13 protein-coding genes are annotated in these 17,451 nt (G+C 71.3%); 6 read left to right on the forward strand and 7 right to left on the reverse strand.

Features of this window, described 5'->3' with window-relative positions; genetic code table 11:
• Nucleotides 1–4: 4 nt before the first annotated feature.
• The 3 genes from BKK80_RS25390 (at nucleotide 5) to BKK80_RS25400 (ending at nucleotide 5,262) form a co-directional block, all read left to right on the forward strand.
• Nucleotides 5–2,992, forward strand: a complete 2,988-nt coding sequence (locus BKK80_RS25390) for a WG repeat-containing protein (protein ID WP_071071787.1) — start codon at nucleotides 5–7, stop codon at nucleotides 2,990–2,992.
• Between the two features lie 88 nt (nucleotides 2,993–3,080).
• Nucleotides 3,081–3,911 carry a VanW family protein gene (locus BKK80_RS25395; RefSeq protein WP_071071789.1) on the forward strand — a complete coding sequence of 277 codons (831 nt, stop codon included), beginning with the start codon at nucleotides 3,081–3,083 and terminating at the stop codon, nucleotides 3,909–3,911.
• A gap of 508 nt (nucleotides 3,912–4,419) precedes the next feature.
• Nucleotides 4,420–5,262, forward strand: coding sequence for a substrate-binding domain-containing protein (locus tag BKK80_RS25400; RefSeq protein WP_157903417.1), 843 nt, complete (start codon nucleotides 4,420–4,422; stop codon nucleotides 5,260–5,262).
• A 44-nt stretch (nucleotides 5,263–5,306) separates the two neighbouring features.
• Here the strand turns inward: BKK80_RS25400 and BKK80_RS25405 are convergent, their stop codons facing one another.
• From BKK80_RS25405 to BKK80_RS25430, 6 genes are all read right to left on the reverse strand, one after another.
• On the reverse strand, nucleotides 5,307–6,740 hold the full coding sequence (locus tag BKK80_RS25405) for an FAD/NAD(P)-binding protein (RefSeq protein ID WP_071020954.1): 1,434 nt from the start codon (nucleotides 6,738–6,740) through the stop codon (nucleotides 5,307–5,309).
• Between the two features lie 83 nt (nucleotides 6,741–6,823).
• Nucleotides 6,824–8,092, reverse strand: coding sequence for an acyl-CoA dehydrogenase family protein (locus BKK80_RS25410; protein ID WP_157903338.1), 1,269 nt, complete (start codon nucleotides 8,090–8,092; stop codon nucleotides 6,824–6,826).
• 53 nt (nucleotides 8,093–8,145) lie between these two features.
• Nucleotides 8,146–9,138 (reverse strand): type 2 periplasmic-binding domain-containing protein, encoded by a 993-nt coding sequence (locus BKK80_RS25415; RefSeq protein ID WP_157903339.1) that lies wholly within the window; start codon nucleotides 9,136–9,138, stop codon nucleotides 8,146–8,148.
• On the reverse strand, nucleotides 9,135–9,947 hold the full coding sequence (locus BKK80_RS25420) for an ABC transporter ATP-binding protein (protein WP_071071793.1): 813 nt from the start codon (nucleotides 9,945–9,947) through the stop codon (nucleotides 9,135–9,137). The genes BKK80_RS25415 and BKK80_RS25420 overlap by 4 nt, the downstream gene beginning before the upstream one ends.
• Entirely contained in the window at nucleotides 9,941–10,987 is a 1,047-nt protein-coding gene (locus BKK80_RS25425) for an ABC transporter permease (RefSeq protein ID WP_083384607.1), read from the reverse strand. The genes BKK80_RS25420 and BKK80_RS25425 overlap by 7 nt, the downstream gene beginning before the upstream one ends.
• Nucleotides 10,968–12,017 (reverse strand): ABC transporter substrate-binding protein, encoded by a 1,050-nt coding sequence (locus BKK80_RS25430; protein ID WP_071071796.1) that lies wholly within the window; start codon nucleotides 12,015–12,017, stop codon nucleotides 10,968–10,970. Before BKK80_RS25430 ends, BKK80_RS25425 begins: the two co-directional genes overlap by 20 nt.
• 251 nt (nucleotides 12,018–12,268) lie before the next feature.
• Here BKK80_RS25430 and BKK80_RS25435 point away from each other — a divergent pair, with 251 nt between their 5' ends.
• Nucleotides 12,269–13,264, forward strand: a complete 996-nt coding sequence (locus BKK80_RS25435) for a GlxA family transcriptional regulator (RefSeq protein ID WP_071020944.1) — start codon at nucleotides 12,269–12,271, stop codon at nucleotides 13,262–13,264.
• 275 nt (nucleotides 13,265–13,539) lie between these two features.
• Here the strand turns inward: BKK80_RS25435 and BKK80_RS25440 are convergent, their stop codons facing one another.
• The gene (locus tag BKK80_RS25440; RefSeq protein WP_071020941.1) at nucleotides 13,540–14,601 is read right to left on the reverse strand and encodes an AraC family transcriptional regulator; all 1,062 of its coding nucleotides are present in this window, start codon (nucleotides 14,599–14,601) and stop codon (nucleotides 13,540–13,542) included.
• A 132-nt stretch (nucleotides 14,602–14,733) separates the two neighbouring features.
• Here BKK80_RS25440 and BKK80_RS25445 point away from each other — a divergent pair, with 132 nt between their 5' ends.
• Together BKK80_RS25445 and BKK80_RS25450 are read left to right on the forward strand one after the other, a co-directional pair.
• Nucleotides 14,734–16,224, forward strand: a complete 1,491-nt coding sequence (locus BKK80_RS25445) for a flavin-containing monooxygenase (protein ID WP_071071798.1) — start codon at nucleotides 14,734–14,736, stop codon at nucleotides 16,222–16,224.
• 61 nt (nucleotides 16,225–16,285) lie between these two features.
• Nucleotides 16,286–17,227 carry an alpha/beta hydrolase gene (locus BKK80_RS25450; RefSeq protein WP_071040484.1) on the forward strand — a complete coding sequence of 314 codons (942 nt, stop codon included), beginning with the start codon at nucleotides 16,286–16,288 and terminating at the stop codon, nucleotides 17,225–17,227.
• The last annotated feature ends 224 nt before the right edge of the window (nucleotides 17,228–17,451 follow it).

Genomic DNA, 17,451 nt, shown 5'->3' on the forward strand with positions numbered 1-17,451 from the left:
TTCGATGGCGCTGTTCTGGCTGGCGCTGGCCGGTGGCGTGGCGCAGGCGGCGCCGTGCGAGATGCCGTCGAGCGATGACTCGGCCATCCAAGCCTTGTGCGCCGTGCAAGAGGGCATGGCGCGCTTCGAGATCGGCGGCGGGTGGGGCTTCTTGGATAAGTCCGGAAAACTGGCCGGCGAGCCGCGTTTCGATGATGCGCGTGATTTTTCGGAAGGTTTGGCGGCAGTCAAGCTGGAAGGGCTCTGGGGCTTCGTCGACAAGACCGGCGAACTGGTCATTCCTCCCAGGTTCAGCTACGTCCACGATTTCTCCGGCGGCTCAGCCGCTGCCATGGGGGAGGACGATGCCTGGGGCTACATCGGCCGCCACGGCCAATGGGTCATCGCGCCGGCCTACGAGCAGGCAGGGCCCTTCCGGGGGGAAACGGCCGTGGTCAGCGAGCGTGGCCAAGGCTACCTGCTGATCGATCGGCAGGGACAGGTCGTCAAGCGCTTCGAGGCCGGCCTGGAGGTCGACTTGTTTCCGGATGCCCGGGGTCTCTACCGGGCCAAGCGCGAAGGTGCGGGCTGGATCTGGCGTCGCGATGAAGGGCGGTTGCCGGTGCCGCAGGCCATGCGTGCCTTCTACGACGAAGGCGAGGACCTTTTTCCCGCGGCGCAGCCTGGACAGAGCGGCGCCGATGCGCTCTGGGGCGCGGTGGACATCCAGGGACGCTGGGTGGTGCCCGCGCGTTTCGCCGCGATCGGGGCGTTTCAGGATGGCCTGGCCATCGCACAGGCAGCCGCCCCGGCGCACGCGGGGGCCGATGGCAGCAGCCAGTCCAGGCCAAGCGTCGGGCTGATCGACCGGCATGGCCGCTTCGTACTGCCCCCGAAGTACGAGCAGATCACGCGGGACACCTGGGGCGGCTTCCAGGCCAGCTATGCCGAGGAGGGCGGCAGCGACATCATCGGCCAGGACGGACGGGTACTGTTGTCGGCCGCCACCTGCCCGCGCCTGCAGGCGGTGCAGGTCCAGTTCCCCGTGGGGCCGATGCAATGGCATGTCGTGGCGGGCTGCGACCGGAGCTGGGCATTCCATGCCGCGGCGGGCATGGTTCGCAGCCGTATCGCCATGCCGGCTGCGTATGCATCGGGCACGCATCTCCTGTTGGTCGAGAAGGTGTCCGAAGACGAGTCGGCCGCCACGGACGAGGACGACAAGCGCGCGCCGCTGCAATTCGAAATCTTCGACACGGCAGGCCAGCTGGTCTTTTCCAGCGAAGCCCCCGCCTTGCAAGGCGATCAGGCGCTGACGGGGCGGTATGACCGCGTGTTCCTGATGGCTTCCGGCAAGGCGGCGACAGCAACAGACGGCAGCCGACCCGAACTGTTGCCTCTGGCCCTGGTGGTCAGGGGCTACAGCGAAATCCAGGTCATCACCCGGGACGGCAAGCTCGTTTCCGATCCCGAGTGGACCTACGACAGCGATGTGCTCGATTACCGCCAGCCTTCCTCGGGAGGCGAGGGGGTCGAGGGGCCGCTGGTGATGTACACGATGGGAGGGTGGGGTGCCATCGACGGGCGCGGCCAGTGGGTCGTCCCGCCGCAGTATCGCCGCCTGTCCCCGTTTCACGATGGCGCCGCGCTCGCCCGCGAGGGCGAGCGGCTGGTCGTGGTGGAAGACGATGGCAAGCGCCACCTCTTGCCCGAGGATGTACAGGGAGTCAGGCGAGCGAGCCAAGGTGTCTTCCTGGGGCAGGCCGGCCATGACGACGACGGGCTTGTCCGCTTGGATCTGGCGACTGGCGAGATCACCCGGATCACCATGGCCGGCGTGGCGGAACTCAAGGATTTTCATGATGGCCTGGCCAGCGCTCGCGCTCCGGACGCCCGACGCTGGGGGCTGTTGGACGACAAGGGCGGGTGGGTCGTGCCTCCGCGTTTCGACAACCGCCTGGAGCCGGTCCTCGACACCGACGGCCGCCTGGTCGGCTGGCGTAGCGAGGCCAACTTCACGGATGGCGAAACCCACGGTCGCCTGTTCGGTTGGCTGGACCCGAAAGGCCGGGAGCTGCTGGCGCCCGGCTACAGTGCCATCGAGTACGACGACGAGCACGGCATGCTGCGCTTGACCCAGGATGAAAAGTACAAGGGGCTGATGGCGCCGGACGGCCAGATGCTGCTTGCGGCGCAATACGAAGAGATTCGGCCCGCGGGAAAGATGTTCACGGTAGTCGAGCCCGCGCAGTACGGCCTGCTCGATGCCCGGGGCGAGTGGTCGTCGCCACTGGCAACGCTGGTGCTGTCGGGGGAGGGGGATTTGCCCTACGAGCAGACGCGTTCGGGGGCGGAGCGCGTGCTGGTCGACATCCACGGGCGCCGTTCGACGGCCAGCGCGCCGCTGCCGCTCGCTATCGCGCACGATGATCCATCGCAATGGTGGTGGTCGCGTACCGAGAACGCGTACCTGGACGATGAAGTCACCGTGTTCTACGGCTTTGACTTCAAGGAGCGGATACGCCTGCCCGGCCAGGTGCCTTGGTACAGCCGTTTTTCCGAGGACGTCATCACTTTCACGCCCCGCAACGCCCGGGAGAAGAATGCGGTCGCCCTGGCCGATCGATTCGGCAACGTGCTGGGTCAGTATCCCTACAAGAAGATTGACGCCATGAGCGAAGGCCTTGCCGCGTTCGAGCAGGTGGCTGGCCGCCATCCGTCGGAGCGGCGCAATCGCGCGCGACAGGGAGACGATGCGGAAGACCCGCCGATCCGGATGGGCTTCCTGGACCGCCGGGGCAAGGTCGCCATCCCGCCGGTGTTCGAGCAGGTGCAGGCTTTCTCTGAGGGACGGGCGGTCGTGCTGCGCCAAGGCAATATCGGCCTGATCGACACGCGCGGCAAGCTGGTCGCGCACAGTGCCTGGCTATGCGGGCGCGTGCCTGTGATTCTCGACGCCGGCGGCCGCGTGCAGTGGCCTGCCGCCGCAGTGAAGATCCGGAAGTGTGGTTAGCGCGCGATGGAGGGCACAGGCATCCGCGCACGGCGCGCTTGTGGCGGGCGCGCGCCGTCCGCAGGTCGCACCGGCACCAGGAAAGTCCATGCGTAAGCCCCTGTCTCTATACCATCCCGCCTTGTACGCGCTGCGCGTCTGGCAGCGGAGACTCTTCCGCACCTTTGGCTGGCATGTTTCCCGGCGCCGCTACGCCCGGCTGGGAGCCTGCCGGGAACACCTGCCGTACCGCCACATCAAGCACACCTCCAAGCTGATTCGCCGCCTCGGCGACAGCGACCTGGCCCTGCAGTACAACAAGGTCGTGAACCTGCGCCTGGCTGTCGCCTGCATGGATGGTGTGACCATTGCGCCAGGCGAGTATTTTTCCTTCTGTCGCCTGCTCGGCCGGCCGAGCAGGGCGCGCGGCTTCGTCGACGGCATGGAACTTTCGTTCGGCAAGGCACGCCAGGGCGTCGGCGGCGGCATCTGCCAGTTGAGCAACCTGATCCACTGGATGGCGCTGCATTCTCCCCTCCAGCTGGTCGAACGGGCCAATCACAGCTTCGACCCGTTTCCCGACGAAGGACGGGTGCTGCCCTTCGGTTCCGGCGCAGCCATCTTCTACAACTTCGTCGACCTGGTGCTCTACAACCCGACGCAGGCATCCTTCCAATTGCGGCTCAAGGTGGCCGAGCATCAACTGGAGGGCGAATTGCTATCGGACACGGAGCGGGCCGTGCGTTATCACGTCTACCAGAAGCATCACCGCTTCGTGCGCGAAGGCGGCGAGGTGCTGCGTATCAACGAGATCTGGCGCGATATTCGTGAGAAGGGACATCAGGGAGCGCTGCTTGTCGCCCAATGTCTTTATCGCAATCGGGTCCGGGTGATGTATCCCGTGGCAGAAGCGCAGATCGAGGAGCCCTGTGCGCCATGACACAAGGAAATCCCAACGCCATGACGCCGGTCCCGGTCGCCGGCAGATCGCCGATTCTTGCACCGCGCATGCGCCGGCAGCGTCGCTCTCGCTGCGGCTTATCACGATCTTCTTGAAGGCGACCATAGTGTGTGGCTGGCCGCGCAGCAGACCTTCTTTCGGGCGATGTGAGCGCGGCCGGCATGATGCTCAGTCCCCCGCCTCTCGGTGATTTACCATCGGACCAGCGTCGGCGAGCTTTCGCTGCCGGGCTCTTCCTTGCCGGCCTGGCGGTCGAGCATCCCGATCGTGTCCCGGCCCCGTCACGCGCCTGGGGCGCACCGTTTTCCCTTAGGCTGGCGGCATCGGTCGGCGGGTTCACCGTGTACGTCTTCTGTGCATCGTGTTGCTGGCGGCCGGCGGCCAGTCGTGGCACGATAGACGGCTTCGCTGCGAGTGCCGCCGCGGCGTTCCGCGCGTCCTTGCGCGCCGATACCAAGACCAAAGCCAACACGGAGACAAGATGACAATGCCGACCACCCGCGCAGGGCAATGCCGCCATGACACGATCCCCTCCCGCGCGCGGCGTACCGCCGTGGCCGCCCTTGCCGCGCTGGCTGCCGCCGCGGCGCTGGGCCTGCCGGCCGGCGCGGCCCGGGCAGGGGAGGTCAAGGTGATGAACTCCGGCGGCTTCACCGCCGCCTACAAGGCGCTGGCGCCGAAGTTCGAGCAGGCCAGCGGTGACAAGCTGGTGACCGAGTGGGGACCGTCCATGGGCCAGTCACCCCAGGCCATCCCCAACCGCCTGGCGCGCGGCGAGAAGGCCGATGTGGTGATCATGGTGGGCGAGGCGCTGGACGACCTGATCCGCGCCGGCAAGGTCGAGCCGGGCAGCAAGGTGGACCTGGCCGATTCCCGCATCGGCCTGGCGGTGCGCGCCGGAGCGCCGCGGCCAGACATCGGCACGGTGGATGCGCTGCGCGACACCTTGCTGCGCGCCCGCTCGATCGCCTATTCGGACAGCGCCAGCGGTGTCTACGTGGAGCGCGAGCTGTTCAAGCGGCTCGGCATCGAGGACCAGGTCAAGGGCCGCGCGCACAAGATCGAGCGCATTCCGGTGGCCAGCGTGGTGGCCAGCGGCGACTACGAGGTCGGCCTGCAGCAGGTCAGCGAGATCCTGCCGGTGGCCGGCGCGCAGTATGTCGGCAAGATCCCGGAGGCGGTGCAGAAGGTGACCACCTTCTCCGCCGGCATCCCGGTCGGCGCCGAGCATCCCGAGGCCGGGCGCGCGTTGATCCGCTTCCTCGCCTCGCCCGAGGCGCGCGCCGATATCGAGCGCAGCGGCATCGACCCGCGCGCGCCGGCGCGCTGAGGCTGGGGCGCCGGGGCGCCCCGGGTCTTCTGCCCTGCCATCCTTCAGGCCGCCTGCGCCTCGTCGGCGCCGGCATGCAGCTGCAGTTCCCGCGCCAGCCGCGCGGCCAGCGCGGCGGCCTGGTTGCGCACGTCGATGATGGTGCCGGACTCCCACAGCGCGCCGCGCAGCGGCGCGCCGATGGCGCTGAGGCCGGGCACGATGCGTCCGCCACGGTCGAACACATGGCCGTGCGCGTCGCCATCGATGCCGGTGCCGGCCGCCGCCTGGCGCACCAGGCCGCCGGCCAGCAGCTGGCGCACCAGCGGGCGCGGGCTGGCGGCATTCCAGCCATAGTCGGCGCCGGTGCAGTTGACCGCCGCGTCGACCGCCGGCGGCGCGTCGGCGAGCGGACGCGACAGCGCCAGGCCGACGCCGCCGTCGCGCTCGGCGAGCGCGCTGACCCGCGCCGGGTGCAGGTGCAGCCGGCCTTGCGCGCGCACCTGTTCCAGCACCGCATGGGTGGGCGCGGCGGCGCGATGCAGCAGGTTGTCCCAGAAGGGCCGCACGTGGCGCAGGAAGCGGCGCCGCTCATCGGGCGAAGCCGCCGCCCACAATGGCGCGATATGGTTGCGCAGGGCGCCGGGAATGGCCTGCCAGTCTTCGCCGCGCGCCACCAGCGCGTCGCGCTGGCGCCGCACGCGCCGCACCAGGTCGCGCGCACGCGGGGCCGCCAGGGCCGCCGCGCCGGCCGCGGCGAGGAAGTCCTCGCCGGGACCGACCGGATGGCGCAGCCAGGGCAGCAGGGCGCGCCGCGAAAAGGCATGGTACTGGCCGCGGAAGCCGTGGCGTTCCAGGGTCGCCACCACGTCCAGCATGGTCAGGCTGCTGCCCAGCAGGGCGACGCTGCGCGCCGCCGCCAGCCGCGCCAGCGCGGCCGGCTGCCAGGGATCGGGCACGTAGCGGCCGTCGGCGGCGAGCGTCTCGCCGTCGCCGAGCCGGGGGCGGGCCGGATGAATGCCAGTGGCCAGCACGATATGGTCGGCCTCCCAGGCGCGGCCATCCACCGCCTGCACGCGATGGGGGGCGCCGATGGCGATGCCGCCGATCTCGGCGCGCACATGCTCGAAGCTGGCGTTGCCGGCGGCACGGGCGCTGGCGCGCGCCAGCATGTCGCGGATGTAGTCGCCATAGGCATGGCGCGGCACGAAGGCATCGGCGGCGCCGGCGGCGTCGGCCAGTCCGCGCTGCACCAGCCACTGCGCGAAGTGCTCCAGGTGCTCGGGATACAGGCTGAAGTTTTGCGCCGGCCCGTTCAGGTAGTGGGCCGGGTCGGTGGTGCCGTAGGCCAGGCCGCGCCCGGCTTCGGCACGCGGCTCGAACAGGCGGATGGCCAGCGCGGCCTGGCTGGTCTCGAGCAGGCGGATGGCGGTCAGGGTGCCGGCCATGCCGCCGCCGATGATGGCGACGCGGCGTGGCGTGTTGGGATGCAGGCTCATGTTGGTCCTCGCAGGGTATCGGTGACGGGCGGGGTGGCAGGCGGAGGCTGGCGGGGGCTGGCGGGGTGGCCGGCGCCGCGCCTTCAGGCCGCCCGCGCGGCGGCGCGCTCGCGCAGGGCCTGGGCGCCGGCGGTGGTCAGGATGACGTCGTTCTGCGGCGTATGGATGCGGCTGCACAGCACGTCGCGGTAGTGGCGCTCGAGCGGGTTGCCGCGCGCCAGCGCCGGATTGCCGGCCAGCCTGACCGCCAGCTCGACGGCGGCGATGGCGTTGTCGGTCACGTTCAGCTTGAGCAGGTGGCCCTGGGCCAGCGGCGGCGGCTCGCCGCGGTCGGTGTCGGCGGCGCAGCGTTCCAGCAGCAGGCGGCTGGCGAGCTGCCAGCCGTCGATGCGGCCCACCGCTTCCTGGAAGCGCGGCAGCGTCGCCAGCGGCGCGCCCAGGCTGGCCGGAGCGCGCTGGTTGAGCCAGTCGACGAACCAGTCGCGGGCATTGCCGGCCACGGCGTGATAGAGCGTGCCCAGCAGGGTGGCGGTCCAGGCAGCGTGCACCGGATCCTGGTGCGCGGCCCAGGCGGCCGGGGCGCGCAGGTCGACCGCCGCATCGGCGTCGAGCGGCGTCGCCTCGAACAGCACGTCGTGGCTGCCGGTGGCGCGCATGCCGAGGTGGTCCCAGGTCGGCACCACGCGCACGCCCGGCGCCTCGCGCGGCACCAGGAAGACGCCGGTGCGCGGCTGTGCTTCGTCGGTGCGGGCCCACACCGCCAGCCAGCGCAGGGCCGGGATGCCGGTGGCGTAGATCTTGTGGCCGTCGAGCCGCCAGCCGCCGCCGGTGCGGCGGGCCACGGTGGCGGGCAGGCCGCCGCGCGAGGGCGAGCCCAGCTCCGGCTCCACCCGCAGCGAGTTGATCAGGGCGCCCGCGCTGACGGCGCTGCGCTGCACCTGCTCGCGCTGCGCGGCCGGCCAGTGCGTGTCGCGCGCCAGGCCGTGATGGCTGAGCAGTTGCATCACCAGCACCAGGGCGGTGGCGGCGTCGCCGCCGGCCACGTGGTGGACCACGCGGCGCGCATCGTCCAGGCCGGCGCCCGCGCCGCCCAGCGCGCGCGGCACCGTCAGCGCCAGCAGGCCGTGCCGGTGCAGGTCGGCGAAGTTCTCGTGCGGGAAGCTGCCCTCGCGGTCATGGGTGGCGGCGCGGCGGGCGAAACGCGCCGCCAGCTCGCGCAGCGTGTGCTCGGACGGGATGGCAGCGGGCGGCGTGCCGATGGCGCCGGCCGTGCCGGGGGCGGCCGGCGGCGCGGCAGGGTGGCCGTAGGCGGAAGCGGGCGAGGACGCCGGGGCTGGGGAATGGCGGGTCATGGGTGGCGAAGGTTTCCTGTGGAGTCGGAGGGCGGCGGGTTGGCGCGCCGCGTTCAATGGCAGATCAAGCCGCTCTCGACCAGCATCACCTGGAAGGCGGTGTCGGCCGCGCCGTCGCGTGCCAGCGCCGCCAGCCGGCCGCTGCGGGCCAGTTCCTGCAGGCGGGCTTCCAGGTAGCGCACCGAGCCGGCATCGGGCGCGCGCAGGCGCAGCGGCACCGGCGGCGCGCTCAGCAGCAGCGGGGCGGCGCGGAACACGCGCCATTCCGGCAAGGCCAGCAGCCGCCGCGCCAGCGCGCCGTCTTCGGCCGCCACCGCGCACTCGCCGCGGCGGAAGGCGAGCAGCGCCTGCAGTGGCGAGGGATAGCGCCGCAGCGTGGCACCGGCGTCCTGCAGCAGCGTGGCGTAGGGACTGGCGTGCGCCACGCAGGCGGTCTTGCCGGCCAGCGCGTCGAGCCGGAGCACGGGGGCGAAACGCAAGGACAGCAGTGCCCCGCGTGCGCGGCCGGGCGGAGTCGCCAGGGTGGCGCGCGGCGGCGCCGCGCCTGCCGCCGGGGGCGGCCCGCCCAGCACCAGGTCGACGCCGGGCGGCAGGGACTCGCCACCGGCGTGGCGCCCGGCGGTGGCAGAGGCCGGCATGGCGCGCAACTCCAGGCGTACCCCCAGCGCGCCGGCCAGCCATGCCGCCAGCGTGGCCTGGCGGGGGTCGGGTTCGGGCGCGAGCGGTTGGCCGGGCGGCACGGGGCGCGGATAGGCCGGCACGCCCACCACCAGCACGCCACGTGCCTGCGCCTGCCGCAGCAGGGGACCAGGGCCCGGCAGGCGCGGCGGCGGCGCGACGGTGGCAGCGTGCGCGGCCCGGCCTCGGCTTTGGTCTCGGCCCGGGTCCGCCAGGCCGCGCGGCGGCAGCCAGGCCAGTGCGGCGAGGCAGGCCAGCATGGCGACGGCGGCCAGCGCCAGGCGCGCGTCGGCCGGCCAGGCAGCCGCCGGGCGGCTCAGGCGCGCGCTCATGCGCATCGCGGCGTGCATGCCCGGACCATGGCTCACCAGCCCCGCTGCAGGCCGAGCAGGCCCAGGATCTCGCGCCGCAGCCGGATCAGCTCGGGATCGTCGCGGTGGCGCGGGTAGGGCTGCGGCACCGGCAGTTCGGCGGTGACGCGGGCCGGCCGCTCGCTGAAGACGATCACGCGCGTGGCCAGCAGCAGCGCTTCTTCCACGTCGTGGGTGACCAGCAGCGCGGTGAAGCCGGCGCGTTGCCACAAGGCCAGCAGCTCGCCCTGCATGCTGAGGCGGGTCAGCGAATCGAGCTTGCCGAGCGGCTCGTCCAGGATCAGCAGGCGCGGCTCGTTGACCAGGGCGCGGGCCAGCGCCGCGCGCTGGGCCATGCCGCCGGAGAGCTGGCGCGGGTAGGCGCGCGCGAAGTCGGACAGGCCCACGCGCGCCAGCGCGGCATCGACGCGCTCGCGCTGGCTGGCCAGCAGCCCGCGTGCTTCGAGGCCCAGCGCCGCGTTGTCCCAGACCGTGCGCCACGGATAGAGGGTCGGGTCCTGGAATACCACCACGCGGCTCGGATCGGGGCCGTCGATCGGCGCGCCGTCCACCTTGAGGCTGCCGCGGCGCGGCGCTTCCAGTCCGGCCACCAGCCGCAGCAGCGTGGACTTGCCGCAGCCGGAGGGGCCGAGCAGGGCGACGAATTCGCCGGGCTGCGCGCTCAGGCTGACACGGTTGAGCACCGGCAGCACCTGGCTGCCGAGGGCGAAATGATGGCTGACCTGCTCGATGTCGAGACGCACGCCGGCCTGGGCGGGCGCGGTGTCCTGCCGCGCGGCGGCCGTGGCGGAGGCGGTGCTCACCATTTGACCACTCCCTTCTGCCAGGCCAGCAGGCGGTCGCGCGAGCGGAACAGCAGCGTGATCAGGCCTGAGAACAGCACCGCCATCACCAGCAGCGCGGCGTACATGCTGGCGTAGGCGGCCCAGCCCTGGGCCCACTGCAGGTACCAGCCGAGGCCGGATTTCACGCCCAGCATCTCGGCCACCACCAGCACCGAAAAGGAGGCGCCCAGGCCCATGAAGAGGCCGACGAAGACGCTCGGCAGCGCCGCCGGCACGGCCACCTTGAGCACCAGGAAGCGGCCCTTGGCGCCCAGCGTGCGGGCCACGTCGTAGTAGGCCGGGTCGACCGCCGCCACGCCGGACCAGGTCAGCACCGTGACCGGGAACCAGGTCGCCAGCGCCACCAGGAAGGTGGCCGCGCTGGCGCTGCTGGGAAAGGCGAAGAAGACGATCGGCAGCCAGGCGGTGGCGGGCAGCGGCCCGAGCAGGCGCAGCACCGGATGGACCCAGTAGCCGGCGCGGCTCGACCAGCCGATCGAGACCCCGGTCAGGAAGCCCGCCAGCGCGCCGAGCAGGTAGCCGCTGGCGAGCAGCCGCAGCGAATGCGCCACCGCCTCGGCCAGGCGGCCGTAGTCCTCGCCGAAGACCTCCAGCAGCGATTGCGGCGGCGCGAAGAAGGGACGGGGCAGCAGCAACAGCTTGGCGGTGACGATCTCCCAGGCGATGGTCAGCGCGGCCAGCGCCACCAGCCACGGGCCGGCGCGCCGCAGCGCGGCGCCGAGCGCGCCCAGGTGCTGGTGGGCGACGGCCAGCACCAGCAGCGCCAGCGCGAAGGCGGCGAACAGCAGCGCGGTCTCCTGCGTCAGCGGCCAGTCTTCCGGCTCCGGCCAGTAGCGCACCACGGCGGCGGCGGCCAGCCAGGCCGCGCCGGCGAGCAGGCCGCCGCGCCACAGTCGCGGCACCGGCGGCGCGTCGGCGGCGGCGCTGGCCGGGAAGTCGTCGAGGCCGTCCAGCGGCACGGTGCGGCTGGCCGCCAGGGCGTCAGCTGAGAACGTCGGCATAGATGCGCTCCGCGAACTTGGTGGAATCGGTGCCGGGGCGGATCACGGAGACCAGCTTGAGTTCGTCCGTGTACAGCGCCAGCTCCTTCTTCAGGTCGCCGCCCACCGGGTGGTGGCCGTGCGTATGGCTCTTCAGCATGGCGACCACGTCGGCCTGGCTGGTCTTGGCGAACTCGGCGAAGTGCCGCGCCGCGCCCTCGGGATTGGCCACGGTCCAGTCCTGGGCCTGCAGGACCGCATGCGTCAGCGCGGCGGCGGTGGCCTTGTCCTCGCGCACCAGGCTGCCGCGGATGCCGAGCACGCAGCAGGCGCGCCTGGCGTACTCGTCCGACAGGTTGGTCGCCACTTCGACCAGGCTGCGCTCCTTGCGCAGCAGGTAGGTGCGGGGATCGCCGTCGGCCGCGGCCTGCGCCTCGCCCTTCTCCAGCGCGATGCCGAGCAGGTCGGCCGGATATTGGCGCCACTGCACGTCGCGGACCGGGTCGATGCCGCGCTTGGCCAGCAGGATGGAGAAGAAATTCTTGGCCGGGCTGGCCATGTCGCTGACCGCCACCGTCTTGCCCCTCAGGCTCTTGAGGTCGGTCACGCCCGAGTTGCGCGTGGTCAGCAGGCGCATGCAGCCGCCGTGCGTGGCCGCGGTGAGCTTGACGTCGAAACCCTGTTCCAGCGGCTTGAGCCAGCGCAGCGCCATGCCCACGCCAGCGTCCGCCTTGCGCGTGGCGATGGCTTCCAGCAACTGGTCGGTCGAGCCGCCGAAGTTGATCAGCTCGACGTCGAGCCCGTGGTTGCGGAAGATGCCCTCCTTGAGAGCCGACGCCACCGGCGACAGGCACACCGAGCTGGCGTTCCAGGCCAGCTTGATGGGCTTGGGCTGGCCGCTGGCGGCGCGCGCCCCGGAGCTCAGCACGAAGGGCGCGGCGCCGCCGGCCAGGGCCAGCGCGCCGGCGGCGCGCAGCCAGCCGCGGCGGCTGGTGCCGGCGGGCGGGGATGGTGGTGGCGGGGCGGCAGCGGTGTCGGCATCGTCATGCATGGCAGTCCTCGATCGTCGGGGTGGGCTGGTGTCCTGAATCACGAATTCCAGGACACCAGAGTGGTGGCAGCGGAGGGCGATGCACCATGCTAAGAACTGGCCGAGGCCGATTGAACGAATTGTTTGGTACAAGCTTGCACGCGGTCCGACTAAGGCGCTGGGCGCATAAGAACCGGCGGCGATGGCGGGGCGGTGGCGGGGGTGGGGACGCCGCTGCGGTAAACTCGCCCGGTTTCCTTCCGCTCAGATCGATGCAAGCCCAGGCAGAAACCGCGCTCCGGCGCGTGGACATCGTGGTGTACCCCGGCTTCAAGGCCATGGAGGCGGTCGGCCCGATGACGGTGTTCGACTACGCCAACCTCCAGCTGGCGCGGCGCGGCCTGCCGCCGGCCTATGCCGTGCGCGTGGTCTCGCTCGAGACCGGTCCGGTGCGCTCCGACACCTTGATGACGCTGGAGGCGACCGGCCGGCTCGATACCGTGCTGCTGCCGGATATCGCGCTGATCGTCGGCGCGCGCGACATCGAGCGCGCGCTGGCGCAGGCGCCCGCCATCGTGCCTTGGGCGCGTGCCGTCGCGCCGCGCATCGGGCGCCTGATCGCGCTCTGCTCCGGCACCTTCTTCCTGGCCGCGGCGGGACTGCTGGACGGGCGCCGCGCGACCACGCACTGGAGCGTCGCCGGCCTGCTGCACCAGCGCTTTCCCGCCGTCGAGGTCGATGCCGACGCCATCTTCATCCGCCAGGGCAACCTGTGGACCTCGGCGGGCGTCACCGCCGGCATCGACCTCGCCCTGGCCGTGGTGGAAGAGGACCTCGGCCGCGAGATCGCCCTGGACCTGGCGCGCGAGCTGGTGGTGTTCCTCAAGCGGCCCGGCGGGCAGTCCCAGTTCAGCGTGCACCTGGCCAGCCAGGCTACCGCCCATGGCGGCATCCGCGGCGTGCAGGACTGGATCCTGGCCAACCTCGGGCGCGATTTCACGCTGGCCGAGCTGGCGGCGCGCGCCGCCATGAGCGAGCGCAACTTCCGCCGCGTGTTCACCCGCGAGACCGGCAGCAGCCCGGCCGCCTTCATCGAGGCAGCCCGCGTGGAAGCCGCGCGGCGCCTGCTGGAACAGGGCGGCATGGCGCTCAAGGGCATCGCCGCGCAGGCGGGCTTCGGTTCGGACGAGGCGCTGCGGCGTGCTTTCGTCCGCCAGGTCGGCGTGACGCCGCGCGAGTACCGGGAGCGCTTCGGCGCCGGGCGCTGAGGGGCTGGTGCCTGCCGGCCTTCCTGCCGACGCGGGCGATCCGGGGGTAAGCACCGCCCGCTCCAGGCGTGCCAGGTGCTTCAGGTGCTTCAGGTGCTTCAGGTGCTTCAGGTGCTTCCAGCGCTTCGCCGTACCGCCGCCGGGCCGGCGTTCCCAGCGCGATGCCCGCGAGGAACATCGTCATCGCCGGCCGCAGCGTGCCGTCCGGGCGCTCGCCCGATACGGGCCGGGCGCGGCCGCGGGGTTCGACCGGGCTGTGTTTCGCATGGCGGCCATTACCTGGTGAGGGACGCCGCCCCCTGGCGCAAGCGCCTGGGGGCGGCGCCGAACCAGCGCCGGCAGGCGCGCGTGAGCACCGATTGGTCCGAGAATCCCAGCAATTGCGCGATATGCGGTAGCTTGAGACCGGGCTGGGCCAGCAACTGGCGCGCCCACACCATCCTGGCCGCGTCCCGCAACTGCTCGAACTGCACGCCTTCGGCATGCAGCCTGCGCTGCAGGGTCCTGGGGTGCTGTCCCACCGCGCGCGCGACGGTCGCCAGGTCTGTCATGCCGATGCGGACCAGGTTGCCCAGCACATTGCCGACCTGTTCGGCGACCGAAGCCTCCTGGCCGGACGACGGTCCGAGCAGGAAACGCTCGACGAAGTCCTGCAACAGCCGGTTGTGCCGCGGCAGTTTCTGGCGCCAGGCGAGGGGATCGATCGAGATGCCGTCGAACTCGGCGTGGAAGCGCGGGACCTGGCCCAGGTGCTGCCGATAGCGGGCGCTGCCGGCGATCGGGCCATGGCGGAAATGGATCGCGGCGGGCTGCAGCTTGCCATCGGACAGCATGGCGATCAGGCGGCACTGGTAGGCCACGCAGATCTCCGTGACCTGCGGCAACTCCGGCAGCTCCGGCAACTCCGGCAGGCCCGGCTGGGCCTGCATGCGCTGGAACACCTCCACGCATTCCAGCCCGCTGGCCGGATCCATGAAGATCCGGTACCCCAGCCCGGCGTTGTGGAAGTGGACGTACTTGGCGCCCAGCATGAGTCCCTCGCGCACGCTGGAGGCGGATTGCATGATCAGCACCAGCAGGCCCAGGGCCTCCAGCTCCTGCGCGGCCGACAGGCGCAGGCCGAAATCGCCCACGCCCAGCGTGGTGGCAGCGGCTTCGATCGCCTGCGCCACATGGCGGCCGGGGAGGTAGCGGTCGGGATCGGCGAGGTCGCGCGGATCCAGCGCGCAAGCGCGCAGGATGGCGTCGGGATCACCGCCGAGATCGCGGACCAGCCGCTGGAAGCCGGCCAGCGCGGCCGCGCGGACGAGATTGGCGTGTGGCGAATCAGGGGCCATCGCGGGATGCCTGTCGTGGAACATCAAAATCTTGTCGCGTAAAGCCAAAATCGACCAGAGGTTTAACCCTAGCATTGGCTCGGTCGGCAGCGCTCGACACAGAACAGACAGACCAGACAGGAGACAGATCGCATGGACACGCAAACCGGCCGGCAGGATGCCGCGGAGCACTTCGACTTCCTTATCATCGGCGCCGGCATCTCAGGCATCGGCGCCGCCTGGCACCTGCGCCGGCGCTTTCCCGCAAGCCGCTTTGCCGTGCTGGACGCCATGGACGGGTTTGGCGGGACCTGGTGGACGCATCGCTATCCGGGCGCCCGCTCGGACAGCGACCTCTATACCTACGGCTATGGCTTCAAGCCCTGGCGCGGCCGCTCCATCGCCACGGCCGAGGAGATCCGCCGCTACCTGGGCGAAGTGATCGAGGAAAACGAGCTGGCGCCGCACATCCGCTACGGGCACAAGGTCACGGCGGCGGACTGGTCGTCGCAGCAGCGGCGCTGGACGCTGGAGGTCGCGCGCAAGGCCGCGGGGGACACGGTGACGATCACCGCGGGCATGCTCTGGATGTGCTCGGGTTACTACGACCATGGCAAGGGCCACACGCCGCAATGGCCGGGCATGCAGGACTTCAAGGGCCAGGTGGTGCACCCGCAGCACTGGCCGCAGGACCTGGACTGCACCGGCAAGCGGGTGGTCGTGATCGGCTCGGGTGCCACCGCGGCCACGCTGATTCCCGCCCTTGCCGATGACGCAGCGCACGTGACCATGCTGCAGCGCTCGCCGACCTTCTTCTCGGCCGAGCCGTGGTCCCACCCGCTGGAAGCGCCGCTGCGGGCGCTGGACCTGCCCGAGGACTGGATGCATGAAATCCTGCGGCGCGCGCATATTGCCAAGTCCGCCGAGGTGGTGCGCATGTCGTTCGAGCAGCCCGAAGACCTGCGCCAGTTCCTGCTCGAGCAGGCCCGCAGCCGCCTGCCCGGCGATTTCGACGTGGACAAGCATTTCAACCCGCGCTACCGCCCCTGGCAGCAGCGCGTGGCCGTGGTGCCGGACGGCGACCTGTTCACGGCGATCGGTGGCGGCAAGGCGTCGGTGGTCACCGATACCATCGAATGCTTCGACGACACCGGCATCCGGCTGAGCAGCGGCGAGCACCTCGATGCCGACATCGTCGTCACCGCCACGGGCTTCAATATGCGCTTCTTCGGCGGCGTGCCCTTCCGCGTCGACGGCGCGCCGGTGGACTTCACGCAGCGCGTCACCTATCGGGGCCTGATGATCGAGGGCGTTCCCAATATGGTCTACACCCTGGGCTACTTCCGCGCGAGCTGGACCTTGCGCTCGGACCTGGTCTGCGACCTGGTGTGCCGGGTGATCGCGCACATGCGGCAGCATGGCCTGACCATGGTCGAGCCCGCGCTGCGCGCCAGCGACGCCGGCATGCCGCGCCTGCCCTGGATGGACGCCACCAACTTCAATGCCGGCTACGTCATGCGGGCGCAGCACCACCTGTTCCGCCAAGGCGACCGCGCCCCGTGGACGCACCAGATGGAGTACGCCGAAGAGCGTTCCATCCTGCCCGCGGTGCAGCCCGACGACGAAGCGCTGAGGTATCGTTGAGCGCCGCTGCGCCTGCTTTTCCTTCCCCAGAAAAACCATCCGATCCAAGGAGACAATGACCATGGCCCTCGATCCCCACCTCGCCGGCGCCCTGCAGATGATGACCGGCGCAGGCGCCAGGCCCCTGCACGAAGGCTCGCCCGAAGAAGGGCGCGCCGCCTACCTGGCGCTGACCATCGGCACGCGCACGCCCGAGCAGCTGGTGCCGGTCGGCAGCGTGCAGGACACCACCGTCGACGGCGCCGCCGGCCCGCTGAAGGCGCGTATCTATCGCCCCGAGGGCGCCGGCCCGTTTCCCACCGTCGCTTTCTTCCATGGCGGCGGCTTTGTCATCGGCGACCTCGACACACATGACAATATGTGCCGCGACATCTGCCGGGGCGCACGCGCGGTGGTGGTGGCGGTGGACTACCGCCTCGCGCCCGAGCATCCGTTCCCCGCCGGCATCGAGGACGCGCTGGCTGCCGCCCGGTGGGTCGTGTCCCACGCCGCCGACCTCGGCGGCAGCAGCACCGTCGGCGTGGCGGGCGACAGCGCGGGCGGCAACTTCTCGGCCGTGGTGGCGCAGCAGCTGCGTGACCAGGGCATCCGGCTGGCCGCGCAGTTCCTCATCTATCCGGCGGTGGACCACGTCGGCGCGGTCTACCCCAGCATGGAGCGGAACGCCAAGGGCTACTTCCTCGAAGCCGACACCATGGCCTGGTTCTACGGCCACTATGCGGGCGGCTTTGGCCAGACCCTGGATCCGCGCCTGGCACCGTTGCAGGCCGCGAGCCTGGCCGGCTTGCCGCCGGCCGTGGTAGTGACGGCCGAGTTCGATCCCCTGCGCGATTCGGGGGCCGCCTACGCCGAGGCCCTGCGGGCCGCCGGTGTCGAGGCCGACTACATCGCCGGCCCCGGCATGATCCACGGCTTCTTCGACATGGGGCGCTGGTCGCCCGGCGCGCAGGCCATCATCCAGCACGCCGTCCGCCGCTTCGGCGAGGTGCTGCGCGGCGACTGAGGGTTGCGCGGCCGTCGCCGGGGCGGCAGACGTCCTGATGAAGCGAAGGCGCCTCCGGCGGCGGTGCGGCGGGAGACGTTGGCATCACCTCCGGGGCCGGCGCGTACGCGCGAGCGTGGCGGTGTACGGCGGGGGCATGGACTTCGCCGCGCGCCGCGTCCGACCGTCCGCGCGCGATTTTCGTCACGCCATCGCACCAGTATCCGAGCGGCGTGCCGATGCCG

Source organism: Cupriavidus malaysiensis (assembly GCF_001854325.1).
GTDB lineage: Bacteria > Pseudomonadota > Gammaproteobacteria > Burkholderiales > Burkholderiaceae > Cupriavidus > Cupriavidus malaysiensis.

Bases quoted from the DNA above. Each gene is read 5' to 3' on its own strand.
- BKK80_RS25435 (WP_071020944.1), top strand. From the start codon at position 12,269: ATGCAAGCCCAGGCAGAAACCGCGCTCCGGCGCGTGGACATCGTGGTG.
- BKK80_RS25450 (WP_071040484.1), top strand. From the start codon at position 16,286: ATGGCCCTCGATCCCCACCTCGCCGGCGCCCTGCAGATGATGACCGGC.
- BKK80_RS25405 (WP_071020954.1), bottom strand. From the start codon at position 6,740: ATGAGCCTGCATCCCAACACGCCACGCCGCGTCGCCATCATCGGCGGC.
- BKK80_RS25395 (WP_071071789.1), top strand. From the start codon at position 3,081: ATGCGTAAGCCCCTGTCTCTATACCATCCCGCCTTGTACGCGCTGCGC.
- BKK80_RS25400 (WP_157903417.1), top strand. From the start codon at position 4,420: ATGCCGACCACCCGCGCAGGGCAATGCCGCCATGACACGATCCCCTCC.
- BKK80_RS25420 (WP_071071793.1), bottom strand. From the start codon at position 9,947: ATGGTGAGCACCGCCTCCGCCACGGCCGCCGCGCGGCAGGACACCGCG.
- BKK80_RS25410 (WP_157903338.1), bottom strand. From the start codon at position 8,092: ATGACCCGCCATTCCCCAGCCCCGGCGTCCTCGCCCGCTTCCGCCTAC.
- BKK80_RS25425 (WP_083384607.1), bottom strand. From the start codon at position 10,987: ATGCCGACGTTCTCAGCTGACGCCCTGGCGGCCAGCCGCACCGTGCCG.
- BKK80_RS25390 (WP_071071787.1), top strand. From the start codon at position 5: ATGGCGCTGTTCTGGCTGGCGCTGGCCGGTGGCGTGGCGCAGGCGGCG.
- BKK80_RS25430 (WP_071071796.1), bottom strand. From the start codon at position 12,017: ATGCATGACGATGCCGACACCGCTGCCGCCCCGCCACCACCATCCCCG.
- BKK80_RS25440 (WP_071020941.1), bottom strand. From the start codon at position 14,601: ATGGCCCCTGATTCGCCACACGCCAATCTCGTCCGCGCGGCCGCGCTG.
- BKK80_RS25445 (WP_071071798.1), top strand. From the start codon at position 14,734: ATGGACACGCAAACCGGCCGGCAGGATGCCGCGGAGCACTTCGACTTC.